Source organism: Streptomyces sp. NPDC001781 (assembly GCF_053596035.1).
Genome location: NZ_JBSFFI010000006.1, coordinates 85,015 through 105,747 on the forward strand (window position 1 = coordinate 85,015; position 20,733 = coordinate 105,747).

General features: G+C 71.7%; 11 protein-coding genes, 1 tRNA gene and 1 pseudogene. 1 reads left to right on the forward strand and 12 read right to left on the reverse strand.

The window, feature by feature from the left end:
* Positions 1–60: 60 nt before the first annotated feature.
* Entirely contained in the window at positions 61–1,503 is a 1,443-nt protein-coding gene (locus ACWCV3_RS07670; RefSeq protein WP_451219905.1) for an FAD-binding oxidoreductase, read from the forward strand.
* Positions 1,504–2,207: 704 nt separating this feature from the next.
* On the opposite strand, the pseudogene ACWCV3_RS07675 reads toward ACWCV3_RS07670, so the two are convergent.
* The 12 genes and pseudogenes from ACWCV3_RS07675 to ACWCV3_RS07730 form a co-directional block, all read right to left on the reverse strand.
* Positions 2,208–2,432: pseudogene (locus ACWCV3_RS07675) on the reverse strand (helix-turn-helix domain-containing protein); the annotation flags it as partial.
* A gap of 246 nt (positions 2,433–2,678) precedes the next feature.
* The gene (locus ACWCV3_RS07680) at positions 2,679–3,041 is read right to left on the reverse strand and encodes an Imm50 family immunity protein (protein WP_451219908.1); all 363 of its coding nucleotides are present in this window, start codon (positions 3,039–3,041) and stop codon (positions 2,679–2,681) included.
* Positions 3,028–3,540, reverse strand: coding sequence for an Imm50 family immunity protein (locus ACWCV3_RS07685; RefSeq protein WP_451219911.1), 513 nt, complete (start codon positions 3,538–3,540; stop codon positions 3,028–3,030). The genes ACWCV3_RS07680 and ACWCV3_RS07685 overlap by 14 nt, the downstream gene beginning before the upstream one ends.
* Positions 3,530–8,218: a putative T7SS-secreted protein gene (locus tag ACWCV3_RS07690; RefSeq protein ID WP_451219914.1), complete on the reverse strand. Its 4,689-nt coding sequence runs from the start codon at positions 8,216–8,218 to the stop codon at positions 3,530–3,532. The genes ACWCV3_RS07685 and ACWCV3_RS07690 overlap by 11 nt, the downstream gene beginning before the upstream one ends.
* Positions 8,219–8,488: 270 nt before the next feature.
* A tRNA-Thr gene (locus ACWCV3_RS07695) sits at positions 8,489–8,562 on the reverse strand.
* A gap of 104 nt (positions 8,563–8,666) precedes the next feature.
* Positions 8,667–10,301: an alpha/beta hydrolase gene (locus ACWCV3_RS07700; RefSeq protein ID WP_451219917.1), complete on the reverse strand. Its 1,635-nt coding sequence runs from the start codon at positions 10,299–10,301 to the stop codon at positions 8,667–8,669.
* Positions 10,302–10,356: 55 nt separating this feature from the next.
* Positions 10,357–11,562 carry a DNA polymerase III subunit delta' gene (locus ACWCV3_RS07705; RefSeq protein WP_451219919.1) on the reverse strand — a complete coding sequence of 402 codons (1,206 nt, stop codon included), beginning with the start codon at positions 11,560–11,562 and terminating at the stop codon, positions 10,357–10,359.
* 140 nt (positions 11,563–11,702) lie between these two features.
* Positions 11,703–14,786, reverse strand: coding sequence for a dTMP kinase (tmk, locus tag ACWCV3_RS07710; protein ID WP_451219922.1), 3,084 nt, complete (start codon positions 14,784–14,786; stop codon positions 11,703–11,705).
* 162 nt (positions 14,787–14,948) lie between these two features.
* On the reverse strand, positions 14,949–17,795 hold the full coding sequence (gene topA, locus ACWCV3_RS07715) for a type I DNA topoisomerase (protein WP_451219925.1): 2,847 nt from the start codon (positions 17,793–17,795) through the stop codon (positions 14,949–14,951).
* Between the two features lie 259 nt (positions 17,796–18,054).
* Complete coding sequence (locus ACWCV3_RS07720) at positions 18,055–18,252, reverse strand: hypothetical protein (RefSeq protein ID WP_451219928.1); 198 nt, start codon at positions 18,250–18,252, stop codon at positions 18,055–18,057.
* Between the two features lie 239 nt (positions 18,253–18,491).
* On the reverse strand, positions 18,492–20,039 hold the full coding sequence (locus ACWCV3_RS07725) for a DUF7059 domain-containing protein (protein WP_451219931.1): 1,548 nt from the start codon (positions 20,037–20,039) through the stop codon (positions 18,492–18,494).
* Between the two features lie 61 nt (positions 20,040–20,100).
* On the reverse strand, positions 20,101–20,712 hold the full coding sequence (locus tag ACWCV3_RS07730) for a small secreted protein (protein ID WP_451219934.1): 612 nt from the start codon (positions 20,710–20,712) through the stop codon (positions 20,101–20,103).
* Positions 20,713–20,733: the final 21 nt, after the last annotated feature.

The window sequence follows — 20,733 nt, forward strand, 5'->3', positions numbered from 1 at the left end:
CACCGCATCCGTACCGCGCCCTCGACAGCCGCGCCCGATGAGCGACACACAGGAGTGACCATGCAGCCCCCTATTGACGCCGATTCCCACGAAGCAGCCGGCCCCGCCCTCATGGCCGAGCTGCGGTCCCGTATTCCTGCGGACCGTGTGCTCACCAGCGGACCGCAGTACACACGAGCCGTCGCGTTGTTCAACGCAGCGGTCGAAGTCCGCCCTTCGGTCGTCGTGCGGTGCGCGAGCACCGCTGACGTGCAGGCGGGAGTACGCGCTTCTCGTCACCACGGAGTGCCGCTCTCCGTGCGTGGCGGGGGTCACGACTTCTGGGGCCGGGCGTTCCGTCCCGGAGGGCTGGTCCTCGATCTGACCGACATGAGGGACGTGCAGGTCGACCCCGACCGGCGTTGCGCGACGGTGGGTGGCGGGGCTCTCTCGTCCGACGTCGTCTCGGCCGCCGAGCGGGCCGACCTGACCGCCGTCACCGGAACGGCCGGCTCCGTCGGCATGGTCGGCCTCACGCTCGGCGGCGGGTACGGTCCCCTCCTGGGGCAGTTCGGGCTCGCAGCCGACAACCTGCTCGGCGCCGAAGTCGTCCTCGCCGACGGTTCACGGGTGAACACCGACGCCGAGCATCACCCGGACCTCTTCTGGGCCCTGCGCGGCGGCGGCGGCAACTTCGGCGTCGTGACCTCCGCACGGATACGTCTCCACCCCGTGCCGACAGTGGTCTCGGGAACCATCCTGTACCCCATCGACCAGAGCGCCGGCGTCCTGGCCGACCTCGGTGCGATCCTTCAGGACAGTTCCGACGAGCTGACGGTAGACGTGGGGTTCCTTCCAGGCCAGGACGGCAAGCCGGTGGTGTACGTCGCGCCGACCTGGTCGGGGGATCCGGAGGTGGGGAACGCCGAGAACGGGCCGGTACACACACTGGCCAGACTCGGTACACCCGTGCTCGCCGAGGTCGGACCGGTCGCCCGTTCCGCGACGCTGGCAGCGACGGACGCCATGTTCCCACCCGGACGCATGGGCGCGATCCGCACACGGACCGTCCAGAGCGTCACGGGCTCCGTCGCGACCGTCCTGGACCGAGCCGCCCGGGAGTTCACCTCGCCGTTCTCCGCGATCGTGTGGCACCAGTTCCACGGTGCAGCCACCCGCCCGCCTCTCGGCTCCACGGCTTTCGGCCGACGCGAACCACACCTCATGGTCGAGCTGATCTCCATGTGGGAGAACGGCGAGAACAAGGAACACGCGGGCAGCGGCGACGGCAGGTCCTCGCACCTGCGCTGGCTGGAAGAGACTCACGCAGCCCTCGAACCGTTCTCCCTGCCGGGTGGCTACGTGAACTTCCTGGGGCCGGAGACTCCCGACCAGGTGGCGAACTCCTACGGGCCGAACACCGAACGCCTGCTCGCCGTGAAGTCCGCGGTCGACCCGGACTCCGTCTTCTCCGCCACACCGCTCCCCGCATCCACCGCAGACGCCGGAGCCCCGCGCGTGTGAGGCGAAGGAGAGATCGCCGCCCTGGTCGACGGCAGCGACTCCTCATCCCCGCCTCCTGCTGATCAACGCCGGAGCCCGCCGGAGCCCCACCCCGGGCCCCGGCACGCACACAGCGGCCGCACGCCCTTCCAGGGCTGCGCGCCGCGCAGGACCGGAGCACGACAGGGGCCGCGAGCGGAAGTTGCGGCGCAAGGGACGCCTCGCTCGACCGAGCGGGTAAGCCGTGTCCTGAGCTGGGACAGCTCGCGGCCCTGCGACCTGCGCATCAGTGGCGCAGACGGGCGGTGCCCGATTCGCACAGGATTCCGAGTTCATCCCACATGAGAAACCCCAGGTCGGAAACTCGACCTGGGGTTCAGCGGAGCCGCTTTCGGGATTCGAACCCGAGACCCACGCATTACGAGGGCCTGCAAGATCGTGACGGGTGAGGATCGGTGATCATGCTCGGTCCGGGATTGCCTGGTCAGAGACTTGTTGGCCTCGCCAACGTGACGCGCAATCCAACGGGTGCTACTCCGTCCGCTCACGCAGAGTGGTTCGGACCCAGATAGCGTCTGCCCGGACTACGCCCTACTCAAGGATGTCCAGCGGAGCCAGTCCGTCCACGATCTTCATCGTTTCCAGGCCGACCGTCACGATCCGCTTGAGAAGGTCGATGATGTAGCGCGGGCCGTCGGACCGGTAGTCGGGATCGTTGGTGAGGCGCTGAGCTTGGGCAGGCCCGCCGGCCCCGTCGAGACCAGTCCCGCCTCACCCCGCTCGGCCCACTCGCGCCGCCAGCGCTGCACCGAGCGCACATGCACCCGGAGCACCTTCGCCCCCTCAGCGTTGTCGCTGCCCGCCGCGAACATCTCGCCCGCATCCAGACGGACCTGCTCGCGAAACGCCCTCCGCTCGGCAGTCAGCCCGCCACCCTGCGCATACCTCATGACCGTGATGTACCGCGACGATCACGACCTGTCAGCACCCCACGACATCACGCATGACAAGTCACCAGTGGACATCGCCGACCGGTTGCGTCAGCAAGCAGATGAAGAAGAATGGTCCTTTTTTCTAACCCTTCGAGATGCGAAGCCAGTTGAGCGCGTCCGAACTGTCAGATGAGATTGCGAAGGCCCGGCCTCTCATGGTGAGGCGTCACCGCGTCGGTAGCAGTCCGTCGACGGGGGCGGTGCTCAACTGCTCGACGCCGCGAAGAAATCGCGTGTTCTCGACAGGGCGACATCGGCGGCACGGAACCGCAGCGACGATCCGTCGGAGGAGGCGGACAGCTGGACCGTGCCGTCGGGCGCTCTTTCGACGTGGACGTCCTTCTGTGCCGGGGCGCCCCAGCCCCGCACGCGCACATCCCGTACGTCATGGAAGCGGAGAAAGAACTCGAAGCCCTCGGTGCCGTGCACGCGGGAGAATCCGAGGGTGGCGGATCGGCCTCGTTCGTCGAAGTGGACGTAGAAGAGGTCGCTGTTGCTCAGGACGTCGTGCGTGCACAGTTCCGGGAGTTCCGGGCTGCTTTCAGCAGCACCCTCAGAGGCTTTCATAGAAGGTCTTCTCACTCGGGTCGGGAACTGTGGTGCGGAGCCTGGCGTCGAGTCTGCTGAGGAATTGGTGAGGCCCACTGTCAGCGGATTCCGGACCGGCCCGGAATCCGCTGATGTGGCCGACGAGCACATCGGTACTGCCGGTGAAGCGGAGGAATTCGGGCTCACCGTCGCGCGACACCGCGACGCGCATCCGGTGCCTGCTCCCGCTGAGCACCGCCAGTTCGAAAGCCACGAGCGGTCCGGGCTCCCAGGCGTCCATTTCCAGATCCTCCACGGCGAGGAACTGCAGCTGCCCCTGCACCGTGTCGATGCCCGCGGATGCCCATCCCTCCGGCAGCGTCAAGGGCGGAGCGGGCAGGTCCAGCCGAAGCGTCACGGTGGGGCCGTGCCAGTCGAGGTGGACGGACCGGAGTCTGACGGAGCTCAGGTCCAGGGGAGCCGGGCCGTAGAGCGAGGCGAGAACCTCGCTGTTTCGGGGGGAGAGCTCAGCGGTCATAGTAATAGTGTTCCTCACACCCGGGGACCTGACCATTCCGGGTGTTGTCGAATGGGCGCACATGGACATGTGCGGGCTGATATCCGGGCTCTCCCGGCTTCTGATGGCCGAACCAGTGGTCCTGGTAGACGATCAGGTCATCCCCATTGGGGTGTTCGTACACTTCCTCACGGTAGTAGATCGGCTGGTGGTTCTCGTCCAGCAACTGCTTTCCGCCCTGCCATTCCGGACTGGTGGCGCGGACATGCGTTCTGACTTCGAGAGGAGGAGTTCCCTCGGGAATTCCGGCGTCTCGAAGAGCATCCCGTTTCGCGCCCTCCAGGTCCCGGCCGACCGGTTTGTCCCGAAGATAGTCGTCCGGGGCCAGGCCCAGCGGGTCGCATGACGTGGTCGGGGTGGCGACATACGTCGCGGCGTTGGGCGCGGGAGCAAGGCCGAGCGGGTCCGTGCTGAGATAGCGGGCCGTCTCCGGGTCGTAGTGCCGGAAGTAGTTGTAGTGAAGTCCGGTCTCGGGGTCGAAGTACTGGCCGGGGAAGCGCAGCGGCGTGTAGGCGGTCGCGCCGGTGTTCCAGCTCGTCGTGCCCCAGAGTGTCGTTCGCGTGCGCCAGGCGATCTCACCTTGTTCGTCGATGAGTTCGCGCGGGGTGCCGACGAGGTCGGTGACCATGGCGAAGAAGCGGGAGTCGATCTCCGTCTGGGGGGCGTCGGCCGCGGTGACGCGTTCGGTCTGGGTGATGGGGTGCAGGCCGCGGTGGTCCCAGGTGAGGGTGATCGGGTTCGGTACGTCCGTCGAGGCGTGTGTCTGCTCGCACAGAGTCCGACCGTCCCAGGTGAACGTGGTGCGTTCGCCGACCGAGGTGCCGTCCGGGGCCATGCGGAGTTTGGCCGTACGGCGGCCGAGGGCGTCGTAGGTGTAGCGCCACAGGGTGCCGTCGGGGGTGGTGACCTGGGCGAGGCGGTCTTCCGCGTCCCAGGCGTAGCGCCAGGTGTCGGGCTTGTGGGAGAGGCGGGTCTTCTGGCGGAGGGTGACGCGGCCGAGGGCGTCGTGTTCGTAGCGGACGTGGCCTGCGCGGGTGATGCGAGTGCCGGTGTAGACGCGGTCGCCGGTGGCTTCGTGGCCGGGGTGGGTGGCCGGCCACGAGGCTGCTGTCTGGTTGCCTGCCGCGTCGTAGGCGTACGACTCGGACCAGTTCGTGGCGTGGACGGCGGTGACGCGGCCTGCCGGGTCGAGAGTGAAGGTGCGGGGGCCGTCGAGGTGCTCGTCGAGGGCGGTGAGGTTGCCGTCGGCTCGGTAGCTGTAGGCCCGGCGTTGGAGGATCTCGCCGTCCGTGGTCGCTGTCTGGGTGGCCAGGCGGCCCATCGGATCGTAGGTGTTGGTGAGGGCGAGGAAGTCGCCTACCCCCCGCGTGAGTTCGCGGCCCGCGTCGTCGTAGGCGATGTCGACGGGGCGGCCGGAGACGACCAGGTCCGTGCGGCGGCCCGCGGCGTCGTACGACCAGGTGGTGCGCGCGCCGGTGGGGGTGGTGCGGCCGGTGCGGCGGCCCAGTTCGTCGTGGTCGTACCTGAGGGTGCGGCCGTCGACCGTCTCCGTACGGACGCGGCCGTACTGGTCGCGGAGGACGGTCAGGCGGGTGCCGTCGGGGCCGACCGCTTCCGCGAGCTGGTCCGAAAGGTCGTACGCGAAGGTGCTCACGCGGCCTGCCGCGTCCTTGCGGAGGGTGCGGCCCAGCGCGTCGCGCTCGTACGTCGTCGTCTCGTCGAGTGCGTTCGTCCGGGAGACGAGATGGCCCGCGGGGTCGAAGACGTACGCGAGGGTGCGGCCGTCGAAGTCGGTCTCGGACCTGAGGTGTCCGGCCGGGTCGTAGGCGTAGTCCCAGGTGAGGCCCTGCGGGTTGGTGACGCGAGTGAGGCGGAGTTCGGCGTCGTGGGTGAACTCGTGCCGGACGCCGTCGGGGGTGGTGCGGGCGGCGAGGAGGTCGAAGTGGGTGTACTCGAAGCGGGTGGTGCCGCCGGCGGGGTCGGTGTGCGTGGTGCAGTTGCCTTCGCCGTCGTAGGTCCAGGTCTCGCTGGTGCCGTCGGGTGCGGTGCGGCGGGCGAGTCGGCCCTCGACGGTCCATTCGAGGCGGGTGGTGAGGCCGGTGGGGTCGGTCATGGCGACCGGGCGGCCGAACGCGTCGCGTGCGTAGCGGGTGACGGCGCCGAGCGGGTCGGTGATCTCGACCGGGAGACCCGCGCGGTCGCATCGGACCGTGGTCACCTGGCCGAGCGGATCGGTGACCGAGGTGAGGCGGCCCGCCGCGTCGTGGGTGAAGTGCGTCGTGTGGCCGGTGGGGGTGGTGCTGCCGAGGCGGTTGCCGCGGTCGTCGTAGGTGTGGCGCGTGGTGTTGCCGTCCGTGCCGCGGATACGGGTGAGGCGGTCGAAGTCGCCGTACTCCGCCGTCACTTCGCGGCCGTCGGCGCGGGTCACGGAGACGACGTTGCCCGTGTCGTCGTACCCGCACGCGGTGGTGTGCCCCAGCGGATCGGTACGTGTCAGCACCCGTCCGAACCGGTCCCGAGTGAACCGGGTGACATGCCCCAGCGGGTCCGTCTCGGCAATCACCTGGTTCGCGGCGTCGATCAGATAGCCGCGGGTATGGCCCTCGCCCGTCGTCGCCGTCGTGACGCGGTGGCCGGTCGCCGGGTCCCGTTCGCCGTACGTGAGGCGGAGCGTCATGTGGCCCGCTTCGCCGCCCTCGGCGAAGCAGCGGTCTTGGTCGTCGTACGCGTAGGTGTACGAGCGGTCGTTGGTGTCGGTCCAGGAGGTGACGCGACCGCGGTCGTCGTACGTGAACGTCAGCGGCAGGCCCGAGGAGTTGACGACCCGGGTCAGGTCGCCGTTCTCGGAATAGGCGTAGCGCTTGATCTCCTGGTCGGTGCCGTCGGGGGCGGCTCCGGCCAGGGACAGGGTGGTGACGCGGTCGGCCTCGACGGTGAGGGTGAGGCGGTGGCCACCGGAGGAGGTGACGGCGAGGGGGGTGCCTTCCGGGGTGTGCTCGAAGGTGATCCAGTTGCCGTTGCGGTCGTCGATCTGCGCCAGGAGGGACCGGTCGGCGCCCTGGTCGGTGAAGTGCCAGGTGCGGCCCGTGTGCGGGTCTGTGACCGTGTAGCCCTCGTCGACGCGGTCCAGCGGCCAGCGGCGGCTGCCGACGGTCGGGAGGGTCGGGACGCCGGGCGCGGGGTGCGGGTAAGTGAGGAGCAGGCCGTCCTCGGTGACGAAGATGACGCCCTCGGCGTCGATCTCCAGGCGCTGGTCGAGGGTCGAGGTCCAGGAAGGGCCGAACCAGTGGCCGAGCCGCGAGCCCGATTCCAGGCGGCGGGTGAAGACCAGCGGGAGCGTGCCGGGCAGCGTGACGTCGGTCTGCGGCAGGTACATCGTGCCGGTGACCAGGTCGACCGGGTCGCTGGGGTCGTTCTCGACCTTCTCGCGCGGGTGCTCCGGGTGCGGCTCCTTCGTGGCCGCCTTGCGCGCGACGTTCTCGCCCTCGCGGATCGCCGCCCGCTCGGTGCTCCGCACCCCCAGCCGGACCCCGCTGCGGGCGAGACCGGCGCCCTTCGTCCCGATCAGCTCGGGGATGAGGCGGCCGACGAACTCGGAGGGGTCCTTCTTGAAGCCGTCGACGGCAGCGGTGACAACGCGTTCCGGGTGGGCGGCGGTGGAGACGAGGCCGGAGAGCGTCATGGAGACGTTCTGCGCGTAGGCGGCGGGGTGAGTGAGGTTGTAGGGGTCGGTGGGGTTGAGGCCGCGGGCGAAGTTCACCAGGCCCGCGGTGCCCTTGAGCGCACCGCCGACCACGTGGGTGAGTTCGGTGTCGTACGCCTGGTAGCCGTCGACGATGTCGTTGCCGAGGCGGTCGAGCGGCGGGGGTTCGGCCGGGGCGTGGGCGAGGGCCGCCTTCACCTTGCCCTGGGCGTCGGCGGCGGCGGTGTTGCGCTGCTTGCGGGCCTCGACGAGCGTGTCGTACGCCTTCTTGATGTCGGCCTTGCCGGGGTCGTGGAACGGCTCGGGCCGGGGGCCGGGGTCCTCGTCAGCCTTGATCTTCGCGTTGTAGGCGTCGACCTTCTTGTTGTACGCGTCGGCCGCATCGGCCGAGGACTTCTTGCCCTTCTTGTAGAGCTCGACGGCCTCCTTGGCCTTGCCCTGCGCCCAGGTGACCGTGTCGGCGTAGGCGTCGAGGGCGCCGCTCGCCTTCTCGCAGGCGTCGGCGGCGTGGGCCCACTTCGTGGGGTGCACGCCGAACTTCTCGCGGAACGCGTCGCCGCCCTCGCCGACCCAGCCGGAGGAGTCGACCTTGCGCATGCCGGAGCTGACGTGGTCGAACGCGGTGTGGAAGTCCTTGAGGTGCTTCGCGGCCTCGCGGATCTTGTCCGGGCTGCCGTGGACGAGCTCGTCGGCTTCCTCGGTCTGGTCGAGCTGCTGCTCACCGGGGGTGGCGCCGAGGTCGGAGGCGACGTCGTCTCCCCAGTCCTCGACGGCGTCGGCGGCGCCGTGCGCGCCGACGTGATCGAGGCCGTCACCGATCTTGTCCGTGGTCCAGTCGACGCCCTCGCCGACGAGTTTCTTCCCGGCGTCGACGCCGTCCTCGAGCTTGCCCAGACCGGCGTTGGCCTTGTCCTTGAGGTCGTCCAGAAGTCCCACGGCTACTCGCCCCCGCCGTACGACGCCGACGGCACCGGGCCGCTCATCACCGCGTGGTCGTCGAGGCGTGACCTCGGTATGTTCCGCGACTGGTCCGCCGCACCCCCGTGCTCAGTCATGCGAGACATCATGGCCGCACTGCTCCGTGAACTGCAACGCGCCTACGCCACAACCCCGTTCACGAGAACCAGACCCGGGCACGCCGTCACCGACAGGTCACCCGAAACAACAAACCCCAGGTCACGGTTTAGGTGACCTGGGATTTGGTTGAGCCGCTTTCGGGATTCGAACCCGAGACCTACGCATTACGAGTGCGTTGCTCTGGCCATCTGAGCTAAAGCGGCGTGTTGGACGCACCGGGGTGCGATCGGCAACGTCGGTAAGTCTACACAGGTTCGAGGGGTGGTTCGTACCGGGCCCCGGCTCACGGGGCCCGGTACGGCCGGGGTCAGGTGCAGCGTTTGCCGGGGGCCGGCGCGGTGCCGTGGAGGAGGTAGGCGTTGATCGCGGTGTCGACGCAGGTGCTGCCGCGGCCGTAGGCGGTGTGGCCGTCGCCCTCGTAGGTCAGGAGGCGGGCCGAGGAGAGCTGGCGGGACAGGGACTGGGCCCAGCGGTAGGGGGTCGCCGGGTCGCGGGTGGTACCGACGACCACGAGGGGCGCCGCCCCCCTCGCCTCGATGCGGTGCGGTTCGCCCGTGGCCCTGACCGGCCAGTACGTGCAGTTCAGCGAGGACCAGGCGAGGTTCGGGCCGAACACCGGGGAGGCCTTCTCGAACTGCGGCAGCGCCCGCTCCACCTGCTCCGGGCTCTCGAAGGCCGGGGGCAGGTCGAGGCAGTTCACGGCAGCGTTGGCCATCATCAGGTTGCTGTAGTGGCCGCGGGCGTCACGCTCGTAGTAGCTGTCCGACAGGGCCAGCAGGCCCGCGCCGTCGTTCTCCTCCATCGCGGAGTGCAGCGCCTCGCGGAGCTGTTCCCAGGTGCTCTGGTCGTACATCGCAGCGACCACGCCGATGGTCGCCAGCGACTCGGTCAGGCGGCGGCCGTCCGCGTCGCCGGCCGGGATCGGGTGGGCGTCGAGCGCCCGGAAGAACTTCTTCAGCCGGTCGCCGACCTGCGCGGGGGTGGCGTCCTTGCTGTTCACCGGGCAGTCGGCATGCTTGACGCAGTCCGCCGAGAACGCCTGGAACGCCGTCTCGAAGCCCGCCGTCTGGTCCAGGTTGGTCTGCCGGGCGTCGAGAGAGGGGTCCATCGCGCCGTCCAGCACCAGCCGGCCGGTGCGGTGCGGGAACAGCCCGGCGTAGGTCGCGCCGAGGAACGTGCCGTAGGACGCGCCCACGTAGTTCAGCTTCCGGTCGCCGAGCAGTTCACGCAGGACGTCCATGTCGCGGGCCGCCTCGACGGTGGAGACGTGCCGCAGCAGCCTGGCGGAGTGCTCCCCGCAGGCCTCGGCGAACTTCCGGTCGGCGGCGGCCAGGGCGTCCGTCTCCCTGGCGTCGTCCGGCGTCGTGTCCGTCTGGGTGAAGGCGTCCATCTGGCGGCCGTCGAGGCACTTCACGGGCTCGCTGCGCCCCACCCCGCGCGGGTCGACGGCGACCATGTCGTAGCGGGCGCGGACCTCCGCCGGGTAGCCGATGCCCGCGAAACTCTGCAGGTAGCCGAGCGCGGAGCCGCCCGGACCGCCCGGGTTCACCAGCAGGGAGCCGAGCGGCCTGCCCTTGCCGGTGGCCTTCTTGCGGGCGACGGCCAGCTTGATGTCGCCGGAAGCAGGCCTGTCGTAGTCGAGCGGCACCTTCATCGTGGCGCACTCGAAACCGGGGGCGCCGCACTCCCGCCAGTCCAGCTTCTGCGCGTAGTACGGCGACAGCGCCGACGGGGTCGACATCGGCAGCGCGGCCAGCGCCGCCCCCACCGTGCCGTCCGCCCCCGTACCGCCCGCGCCGCAGCCGGACACGAACAGCGCGGACGCCGCGAGCAGGGCCGCCGCCACCCGGGCCGTGGCACGGGAGGCGGCCGGCGGCCGGGACGGACGGCGCGCCAGGAGCGGCCGGGCGGGCGGGGGCGACGGGAAGGGCCTGGTGTCCATCAGGCGAGCGTAACGCTGCGCGACGCTCCGCGTGCTCTGCGTGCAGGTTGTGGCGTCACCCCGCGCGCAGGGCCATCGTCATCGCCTCCACCGCCAGCAGCGGGGCCACGTTGCGGTCCAGCGCGTCGCGGCAGGCGGCGATGGCCTCGATACGGCGCAGGGTGGACTCCGGGGAGGCCGCCCCGGCGATGCGCTGGAGGGCGTCCTCCGCGTCCTCGTTGGCGATGGCCACCCGGGAGCCGAGCTGGAGCGCGAGGACGTCGCGGTAGAAGCCGGTGAGGTCCCCCAGGGCGACGTCGAGGCTGTCCCGCTGGGTGCGGGTGCGGCGCCGCTTCTGCATGTCCTCCAGGTCCTTCATCACACCGGCCGTGCCGCGCGGCAGCCGTCCGCCCTGCGCGGCACCGAGCGCGGCCTTCAGCTCGTCGGCCTCCTTGCCGTCCATCTCCTCGGCCAGCTGCTTGGCGTCCTCGGCGGCGGCGTCGACCAGTTCCTGAGCGGCCTTGAGGCAGCCGCCGACCTCCTCGATGCGCAGCGGCAGCTTCAGGACCGAGGCACGGCGACGACGGGCCTCCGGGTCGGTGGCCAGACGCCGGGCGCGGTCGACGTGCCCCTGGGTGGCGCGGGCGGCGGCCGCGGCGACGTCGGGCTCGACGCCGTCGCGGCGCACCAGCATGTCGGCGACGGCCGCGACCGGCGGGGTGCGCAGGTTCAGGTGGCGGCAGCGGGAGCGGATGGTCGGCAGCACGTCCTCGATGGAGGGCGCGCACAGCAGCCACACCGTGCGCGGGGCGGGCTCCTCGACGGCCTTGAGGACGGCGTTGGCCGACTTCTCGTTCAGCCGCTCGGCGTCCTCGACCAGGATGATCTGCCAGCGGCCGTTCGCCGGGCTGGTGTACGACTTGCGGACCGTGTCCCGCATGTCCTTGACCAGGATCTCCGCGCCGACGGCCGCGACCGGGGACACGTCCGCGTGGGTGCCGAGCAGCGCGGTGTGGCAGCCGTCGCAGAAGCCGCAGCCGGGGGTGCCGCCGAGGGCGCGGTCGGGGCTCACGCACTGGAGGGCGGCCGCGAAGGCGCGCGCCGCCTGGTTGCGGCCCGCGCCGGGCGGACCGGTGAACAGCCAGGCGTGGGTCATCTTCGACGCCTCGGGCGGCGGCTGGTCGGCCGTGGCGGCCGCGACGAGCGCGTCGGCGTCCCGCGCGGCCGCCTCCAGCGCCGCGCTCACCTTCTCCTGCCCGACGAGGTCGTCCCAGACGCTCATGGCTCACGCCGCCCTTTCCGTCACTTCATGTTCCGCCGTCCATTGTGCGGGGGGCCACCGACAGTGCCGTCCGCACGGCGAAGGGCGGCACCCTCCGCGGCGCCGAAGCGCCCGGTGGACACCGCCCCTGGTCCGTCCGGTCAGCCGCGCCGGCCCCGGCCGCGCCGGCCGCCGTCGTCGTGCCGGTCACGCTCGTCGTGCTCGTCGTATGACCCGAGGAGCTCGTCCGCGAGCGACGGCAGATCGTCCAGCGGGGTCTCCTCGGCCCAGTCGGGGCGCGGGCGCCGGGGCGTGCCGTCGGCACCGAGCTGCGGGATCTCGCGAGTGCGGTCCTCGTCCTCACGGACGGGAGGCAGGACGGCCGTCTCCTCCGCGGGACGCACCGGCGGCAGCACGGCGGTCTCGTCGGCATCCCGGTCGGAGAACTTCGGCAGCAGCGCCGTCTCTTCCGCCGCGCCCTGCGGGGCGGACGGCTGCGGCAGCTCGGCCGTCACCTCGGACTCGGAGCCGCCGTCGCGCACCCGGCGCAGCACGGCCGTGTCGTCGCCCGCGCGGGAGGCAGGGGTCTCCGGCACGGCCCGCTCACGCTCGGACGGCTTGCGGGCCGCGGTGTCGGCCGCCGCGGCGGCCTCGGCCGCACGCCTGCGGGCCTCCTCGGCACGCAGCAGTGCGTCCTCGGCCTTGCGCTGCTTCTCCAGACGCAGGGCCTCGGCCTCGGCGCGCTGCCGGGCCTCTTCCTCGGCCTCCTTGCGACGCCGCTCCTCCTCGGCCCTGCGGCGGGCCTCCTCCTCGGCGCGGGCCTTCTCCTCGGCGAGGAGCCGCTGGCGCTCCTCCTCGGCACGGCGGTGAGCCTCCTCGGCACGCTGCCGGGCCTCCTCCTCCTGCCGCTCGGCCTCGCGGCGCTGCGCCTCCTCCAGCTCGCGGCGCTTGCGCTCCTCCTCCTCGGCACGCAGCCGGGCGAGCTGCTCGGCGCGCTCGCGGGCGACCCGCTCCTCCTCGGCCTTGCGGGCGGCCTCGGCCTCGGCCTTGCGGCGGGCCTCCTCCTCGGCCTTCTTCCGTGCCTCCTCCTGAGCCTTGATCTCGGCCTCGGAGAGCGGCAGCACGGTGTCGAGCCGGTGCCGGATCACGCTGGTGACGCCCTCGGGCTCCTGGCCCGCGTCCACCACCAGGTAGCGGCCGGGGTCGGCGGCGGCGAGGGTGAGGAAACCGGCCCGCACGCGCGCGTGGAACTCGGCCGGCTCCGACTCCAGCCGGTCGGGCGCCTCGGTGAAGCGCTCCCGCGCGACCTCCGGCGGCACGTCCAGCAGGACGGTCAGGTGGGGGACGAGACCGCCGGTGGCCCAGCGGTTGATCCGGGCGATCTCGGTCGGCGACAGATCCCGGCCCGCTCCCTGGTAGGCCACGGAGGAGTCGATGTACCGGTCCGAGATGACGACCGCGCCGCGCTCCAGGGCGGGGCGTACGACGGTGTCGACGTGCTCGGCGCGGTCGGCGGCGTACAGCAGCGCCTCCGCGCGGTGCGACAGGCCGGCCTCGGACACGTCCAGCAGGATCGAGCGGAGCCGCTTGCCCACCGGGGTGGCGCCGGGCTCGCGGGTGAGGACGACCTCGTGGCCCTTGGCGCGGATCCACTCGGCCAGGGCGTCGGCCTGGGTGGACTTGCCCGCGCCGTCGCCGCCCTCCAGGGAGATGAAGAAACCGTTCCCCGCGGGGGCGGTGACCGGGTCGTCGCCGCCGAGCAGGGCGTCCTTGATGTCCTGGCGCAGCGGGATGCCGGAGCGGTCGTCGACCTTGGCGAGGACGAGCACGGCCACCGGGAGCAGCAGCGCGCCGACCAGCATCAGGGTGAAGGAGGCGCCGCCGTGCGCGAAGACGAAGCGGCCGTTCTCCAGCCGGTGGCGGCCGATGATACCGGCGACGACCGGGGCGATCAGGGCGCCGAGCGCCATGAAGACCCGGACGACGGCGTGCAGGTGCTCGGTGATCCGCGCGCGGCGGGAGTCCTCGGTCTCCTGGTCGAGCAGGGCGTGCCCGGTGTTGGCGGCGATGCCCGCGCCGACGCCGGCCAGGGTGAGGATCAGCAGGACGGAGGTGACGTCCGGGACGAGTCCGGCGGCCAGCAGGGCGATACCGGTGAGCGCGATGGCCAGGGCGAGCAGCCGGCGCCGGGACAGCGAGGGCAGCAGCGCGGGGGCGGTACGGATGCCGACGCCGACACCACCGGTCAGGCCCAGCACCAGCAGGCCGTAGAGCACCGGGCCGCCGCCCAGGTCGGCGGCGTGCAGCACGCACACCGCGACGGCGGCGGAGATGGCCCCGGCCACGGCGGCGCAGGCGACGACCAGCAGCAGTACGGCACCCGTGCGGCCCTTGTCGACGCCGGAGCCGGAACGCGGGCGGCGCAGACCCTCCAGTGGGGAGCGCGGGCGCGGGGTGCGCGTGCCGGGCAGCTTCAGGGCGCTCAGCACCGACACCGAGGCGGCGAACAGGCCGGCCGCGACATAGGCGGCGAGGGCCGCGTGGTGCTGGTCGAACCAGGCGATGCCGGTGGCCAGCAGGTTGTTGAAGAGGGAGGCGGTGACCAGGGCGGCGGCGGCGAGCGGCAGCGCCACGAAGCCGGTGCGCAGCGACAGGCGGCGCAGCGCGTCCAGGTGGTCCGGCAGCGGCCGTACCGACGCGCCCTCGGGGGGCGGGGCGGGCAGCAGCGCGGGGGCCGCGCTCTCCCGGCACACCGTCCACAGCCGCTCGGCGACGCCGGTGACGAAGGCGGTGGCCAGCAGGACGGTCAGGGCGTTGCCCGGTGTCCAGTCGATCCACAGGGGCGCCACGATCAGCAGCGCGGCCCGCACCCCGTCGGCGCCGACCATGGTCCAGCGCCGGTCGAGCGGGCCTTCCGGGGCGGTGAGCGTGGTCAGCGGGCCGAGCAGGACGGCGCCGAAGAGCACGGTGGCCAGGAGGCGGGCCCCGAAGACCGTCGCCACCGCGAACGCCGCGCCCCGGTAGCCCCCGCCGAAGGAGCCCTGGGTGACGGCCGCCTGGAGGACGAGCACCACCAGCACGAGCAGCGCGAGGGCGTCACCGACGCCGCTCACGAGCTGCGCGCTCCAGAGGCGGCGCAGGTCGGGTCGGCGCAGCAGTGAACGGACGGCGCGCTCGCGGGAATCCGCGACGAGTGCGTCGTCCGGTGCTGGATTGGGGGCCGTTGGCTGCTCGGCTCGCGTCATGCGTTCAGCCTATCCGCAGCCACCCACCCCCATGCCCCCTCGTCCCCGCCCCTTCCCCGACCCCTCACTCCTTGATTCCTCGAGGGGCGCACGCCGGAGCGCGGAACACCCCGGTACCGATGCCGGTACCGGGGTGTTCGCACATGCGGAAGCGAGGGGGGATCAGTCCTCCGGGCCGGCGCCCGTCGCCTTGGCCGCCGCGGTCTTCGTGGCGGTCGTCTTCTTCGCCGTGGTCTTCTTGGCTGCCGCCGTCGTCTTCTTGGCCGCCGTCTTCTTGGCGGCGGTCTTCTTGGCGGCGGTCTTCTTCGCCGGCGCCGTCTTCTTGGCCGTGGCCTTCTTCGCCGTCTTCTTGGCGGGCCCCTTCGCCCGCTTCTCGGCGAGCAGCTCGAAGCCGCGCTCGGGGGTGATCTCCTCCACACTGTCGCCGGAGCGCAGCGTGGCGTTGGTCTCCCCGTCGGTCACGTACGGACCGAAGCGGCCGTCCTTGACCACGACCGGCTTGCCGGAGACCGGGTCCTCGCCCAGTTCCTTCAGCGGCGGCTTGGCGGCCGCCCGGCCACGCTGCTTGGGCTGGGCGTAGATCGCCAGCGCCTCCTCCAGCGTGATCGTGAAGAGCTGCTCCTCCGCCGTGAGCGAGCGCGAGTCCGTGCCCTTCTTCAGGTACGGGCCGTAGCGTCCGTTCTGCGCGGTGATCTCCACGCCCTCGGCGTCGGTGCCGACCACGCGGGGCAGCGACATCAGCTTCAGGGCGTCCTCGAGCGTGACCGTGTCGAGCGCCATGGACTTGAAGAGGGAGGCCGTGCGCGGCTTGACCGCGTTCTTGCCGGTCTTCGGGGTGCCCTCGGGGAGCACCTCGGTGACGTAGGGGCCGTAGCGGCCGTCCTTGGCGACGATCTGGTGGCCGCTGACCGGGTCGGTGCCCAGCTCGAAGTCGCCGCTGGGCTTGGCCAGCAGTTCCTCGGCCAGCTCGACGGTGAGCTCGTCCGGCGCCAGGTCCTCGGGGACGTCGGCGCGCTGGTGCTGCTCGGTGTCCTTCTCGCCCCGCTCGATGTACGGGCCGTAGCGGCCGACGCGCAGCACGATGCCGTCGCCGACCGGGAAGGAGGAGACCTCGCGGGCGTCGATCGCGCCCAGATCGGTGACCAGTTCCTTCAGGCCGCCGAGGTGGTCGCCGTCGCCGTTGCCCGCGTCCGCCGCGGCACCGGTGTCCAGTCCCTCGCCGAAGTAGAAGCGCTTGAGCCACGGCACGGACTGGGCCTCGCCGCGCGCGATGCGGTCGAGGTCGTCCTCCATGCGTGCGGTGAAGTCGTAGTCGACGAGCCGGCCGAAGTGCTTCTCCAGCAGGTTGACCACGGCGAAGGACAGGAAGGACGGCACCAGGGCCGTGCCCTTCTTGAAGACGTAGCCGCGGTCCAGGATCGTGCCGATGATCGACGCGTAGGTCGACGGACGGCCGATCTCGCGCTCCTCCAGCTCCTTGACCAGCGATGCCTCGGTGTAGCGGGCCGGGGCCTTGGTGGCGTGGCCGTCGACCGTGATCTCGTCGGCGGCCAGCGGGTCGCCCTCGGAGACCTGGGGCAGCCGGCGCTCGCGGTCGTCCAGCTCGGCGTTCGGGTCGTCGGCGCCCTCGACGTACGCCTTCAGGAAGCCGTGGAAGGTGATCGTCTTGCCGGAGGCGCTGAACTCGACGTCCCGGCCGTCGGCGGCGGTGCCGCCGATCTTGACGGTCACGCTGTTGCCGGTCGCGTCCTTCATCTGGGAGGCGACGGTGCGCTTCCAGATCAGCTCGTACAGCTTGAACTGGTCGCCGGTCAGGCCGGTCTCGGCGGGGGTGCGGAAGCGGTCGCCGGAGGGGCGGATCGCCTCGTGCGCCTCCTGCGCGTTCTTGACCTTGCCCGCGTAGGAGCGCGGCTGCGGCGGGAGGTAGTCGGCGCCGTACAACTGCGTGACCTGGGCGCGGGCGGCACCGATGGCCGTCTCGCTCAGGGTCGTGGAGTCGGTGCGCATGTACGTGATGTAGCCGTTCTCGTACAGCTTCTGGGCGACCTGCATGGTCGCCTTCGCGCCGAAGCCCAGCTTGCGGCTGGCCTCCTGCTGGAGGGTCGTCGTACGGAACGGGGCGTACGGCGAACGGCGGTACGGCTTGGACTCCACCGAGCGCACGGAGAACCGGGTGGTCTCCAGGGCGGCGGCGAGGGCGCGGGCGCCCGGCTCGTCGAGGTGGAGGGTGTTGGCGCTCTTGAGCCGGCCCAGCGAGTCGAAGTCGCGGCCCTGGGCGATGCGCCGGCCGTCGACGCTCTGGAGGCGGGCGACCAGCGAGGACGGGTCCGAGGCGTCACCCGCGCGGCCGGTGGCGAAGGTACCGGTCAGGTCCCAGTACCCGGCGGAGCGGAAGGCGATGCGCTCGCGCTCGCGCTCGACGATCAGCCGGGTGGCGACGGACTGGACGCGGCCCGCCGACAGCTTCGGCATGACCTTCTTCCACAGGACCGGCGAGACCTCGTAGCCGTAGAGGCGGTCGAGGATGCGGCGGGTCTCCTGGGCGTCGACCAGTTTCTTGTTCAGCTCGCGGGGGTTGGCGACGGCCTCGCGGATCGCGTCCTTGGTGATCTCGTGGAAGACCATCCGCTTCACGGGGATCTTCGGCTTGAGGACCTCCTGGAGGTGCCAGGCGATGGCCTCGCCCTCGCGGTCCTCATCGGTGGCGAGGAAGAGCTCGTCGGAGTCCTTCATCAGGTCCCGGAGCTTCTTCACCTGCGCCTTCTTGTCCGCGTTGATGACATAGATCGGCGCGAAGTCGTGTTCCACGTCCACACCGAGGCGGCGGACCTCACCGGTGTACTTCTCCGGCACCTCGGCGGCGCCGCTGGGAAGGTCCCGGATGTGCCCGACGCTCGCCTCGACTACGTATCCGGGGCCGAGGTAGCCCTTGATCGTCTTCGCCTTGGCAGGCGACTCGACGATGACGAGTCGGCGGCCGCCCTGTGCGGTCTCGCTGGTCGGGGACAACTTCGCTCTTCTCTCCGGTCGGCGCTGGGGTCCTCCCCCGGGCGCTCGTCCCTGGGGTCGCGGCGTGCGGTGGCTGGTGTGACGCTGCGGAGTGTGACGGTACATCCCGCCCCCGTGTCAAACGGGAAAAGCCCACAACGGCCACTCGAACGGTAACCCGACTACCGCCATTCCTGCCGCCCGGAGTACCCGCCGAGCGCCCTCCCCACGCGCGGAGCCCCCTGCTCCGGCCGCCGCCGCGCCGAGCGGGCCGACCGGGTCAGGGACGCGTCAGGCAGTACGCGGCCAGCCCCAGCGAGACGAGCGCGACGGCACCCGCGCACACCGCCGATGCGACCCGGTTCACACCGACGGCGACCGGTTCGGCGCGCCGCACCCGCGCCCCGGTCCACACCATCAAAGCCCCTCCGAACAGCGCGAACACCGCTCCCGCGAACACCGCCGGCACGCTCTCCATGATCAGTCCGCCCCTCCCGCGCGCCCGGCGCGGTCCGCAACTCTCCAGCGCGGGGAGGCTGCCACGCCCGGTGGACGGCGGGGCGACTCCGGGATGAACGGGAGGGGCCGCCTCCCTCGTCCACCGAGCGGCACACATCACTTTCCGGCCCTTTTGCCGTTCCGCTCCGTGGCCCCGGCATACGACGATGATCCAACCGCCCGTCCACCGACCCGGCTACGGCGGGTACGACAACCGGATCAGCCGACGTGTCCCGCCGGCGCGGCTCGGCCGACCGGTTCCAGGAAGCCCTGCTCCACCAGCAGCCGGATCTGCGCGGGCGTCCGGTCGCGCAGCACCACGGGGTCCTCGCCGACGAGCTGGGCGATGGCGTCCAGGATGACGCCCGCGCTCAGCGAGCCGTCGCAGACGCCCGCGAATCCCGCGCCGATGGTGTCCACCTTCGTGGCCCGGCGCATGCCCCGGTGCTGACGGAGCACCACATGCTCGGGGTCCTCTGCGCCGGGCAGGCCGACCTGCTCCTGCACGACCTCGGCGGCGAGCTTGAAGTGCCCTTCCAGCAGGGCCGCGTCGTCGTGGGCGCGCAGATGGTCGACGCGCTCGAAGTGGTCCCGGATGGTGTCGCCGAGCGGCTGCTCGACCGGGTGCGGCCACTCCTCCACGGTGACGGAGGGCTCGGCCGCGCCGGTGCGGCGCAGGGTGATCCAGCCGAAGCCGACGGCCCTCACCTTGCGCGCCTCGAACTCGTCCAGCCACGCGTCGTAGCGCGACTGGTACTCCGCGCGGTCCTCGCGGTGGTCGCCGGCGTCCCTGAGCCACAGCTCGGCGTACTGCGTGACGTCCTGGACCTCGCGCTGCACGATCCACGCGTCGCAGCCGCGCGGCACCCAGGAGCGCACCCGGTCCTGCCAGTCCTCCCCCTCCACGTGCTGCCAGTTGGCGAGGAACTGCGCGAACCCGCCCTCGTTCAGCCTCTCCCCCGCCTGCTGGACGAGCGAGCGGCACAGATCGTCCCCGCCCATGCCGCCGTCGCGGTAGGTGAGCCGGGCACCGGGCGAGATGACGAAGGGCGGGTTGGAGACGATCAGGTCGAACGTCTCGTCGTCCTTGACCGGTTCGAACAGCGAGCCCTCGCGCAGGGACGCGGCGGGCGCGCCGGAGAGGGCCAGGGTGAGCGCGGTGATGTGCAGAGCGCGCGGGTTGAGATCGGTGGCGGTGACCCGGGTCGCGTGCTGGGCGGCGTGCAGCGCCTGGATGCCGGAGCCGGTGCCGAGGTCGAGCGCGGCGGCCACGGGGGTGCGCACGGTGATGCCGGCCAGGGTGGTGGAGGCACCGCCGACGCCGAGGACCACGTCCTCCTCACGGCTGCCGATGCCGCCCGCCCCGCCGACCGCGCAGCCGAGGTCGGACACGATGAACCAGTCCTCGCCGTCGGGTCCGCCGTACGGCCGTACGTCGACGGTGGCGGCCAGCTCGTCGCCGCCGACGGGCGCGAGCCATCCGGCGGCCACCGCGTCCTCGACCGGCAGTACGTCCGTCAGGCGGGCGCGGGGCACCGGCTGCTGGAGCAGGAACAGCCGCACCAGGGCCTCCAGCGGCGTGTCGCCGCGGGTCGCGCGCAGGGCGGGCACGGTCTCGCTGCGGGCGAGCGCCGCGTAGGCGGGGGCGCCGAGCAGGTCGAGCAGGCCGTCCGCGGTGAAGGAGGCGGACAGCAGGGCGTCGCGCAGGCGGGCGGCCGCCTCGGGCCGGTCGGCGGCGGGCAGGGGGGCGGAGCCGGAGTCAGTCACGCCCCCATTGTGGCCCGCCGCACCGTCCCCGGTCCGCCGCGCCGGTCGCGCGCGGGCGCCTTCAGCTCTTGGCGGCGGGCGGCGCCGAGGCGGAGACCTTGCAGCTCGGCTGCTCGGCGATGGCCTCCTTGACGTCCCCCTGCTCCAGGCGCTTCAGCGCCTCGGTGCCGCTGCTGCTCTGGCGGCCGATCTCCTTGGTCTGGTCGGCGACCTCGTGCAGGCCCTTGGCGAACTTGCCCTGGTCCTTGGTGTCCAGGCCGTCGACCTTCTTCTTCAGGTCGCCGTAGGAGCCGGCCAGGCTGTTGAGGTTCGTCACGGCGTCCCGCTGCCGCTTGGCCCCGCCATCGACCCCGGGGGGAGCACCGGCGCCGTCGATGGCGGTGGCGATGGCCTTGTAGCCGTCGGACATGTCCTGGAACGCCTGGGCGTACGTCTCCTTGGCCGTCTTCGGCGGGAGGTCGCTGTCGCCGGCGATCTTGGCGATCCCGGCGTTGGCCGCCTTGATCTTGGCGTACTGCGCGGGCACCGCGTCGCACACCTCCTTCGCCCAGACACCCAGCTTGGGGTCGGGGCCACCGTCGTCGCTGCCGCACCCCGTCAGCGCCGTTATCAGTACCGCGCCGCCGGACAGGGCGGCCGCGAGCTTCTTGTTCACCGGATCGGTCCCTTCCATGGCTATCGGCCACCGGAATCT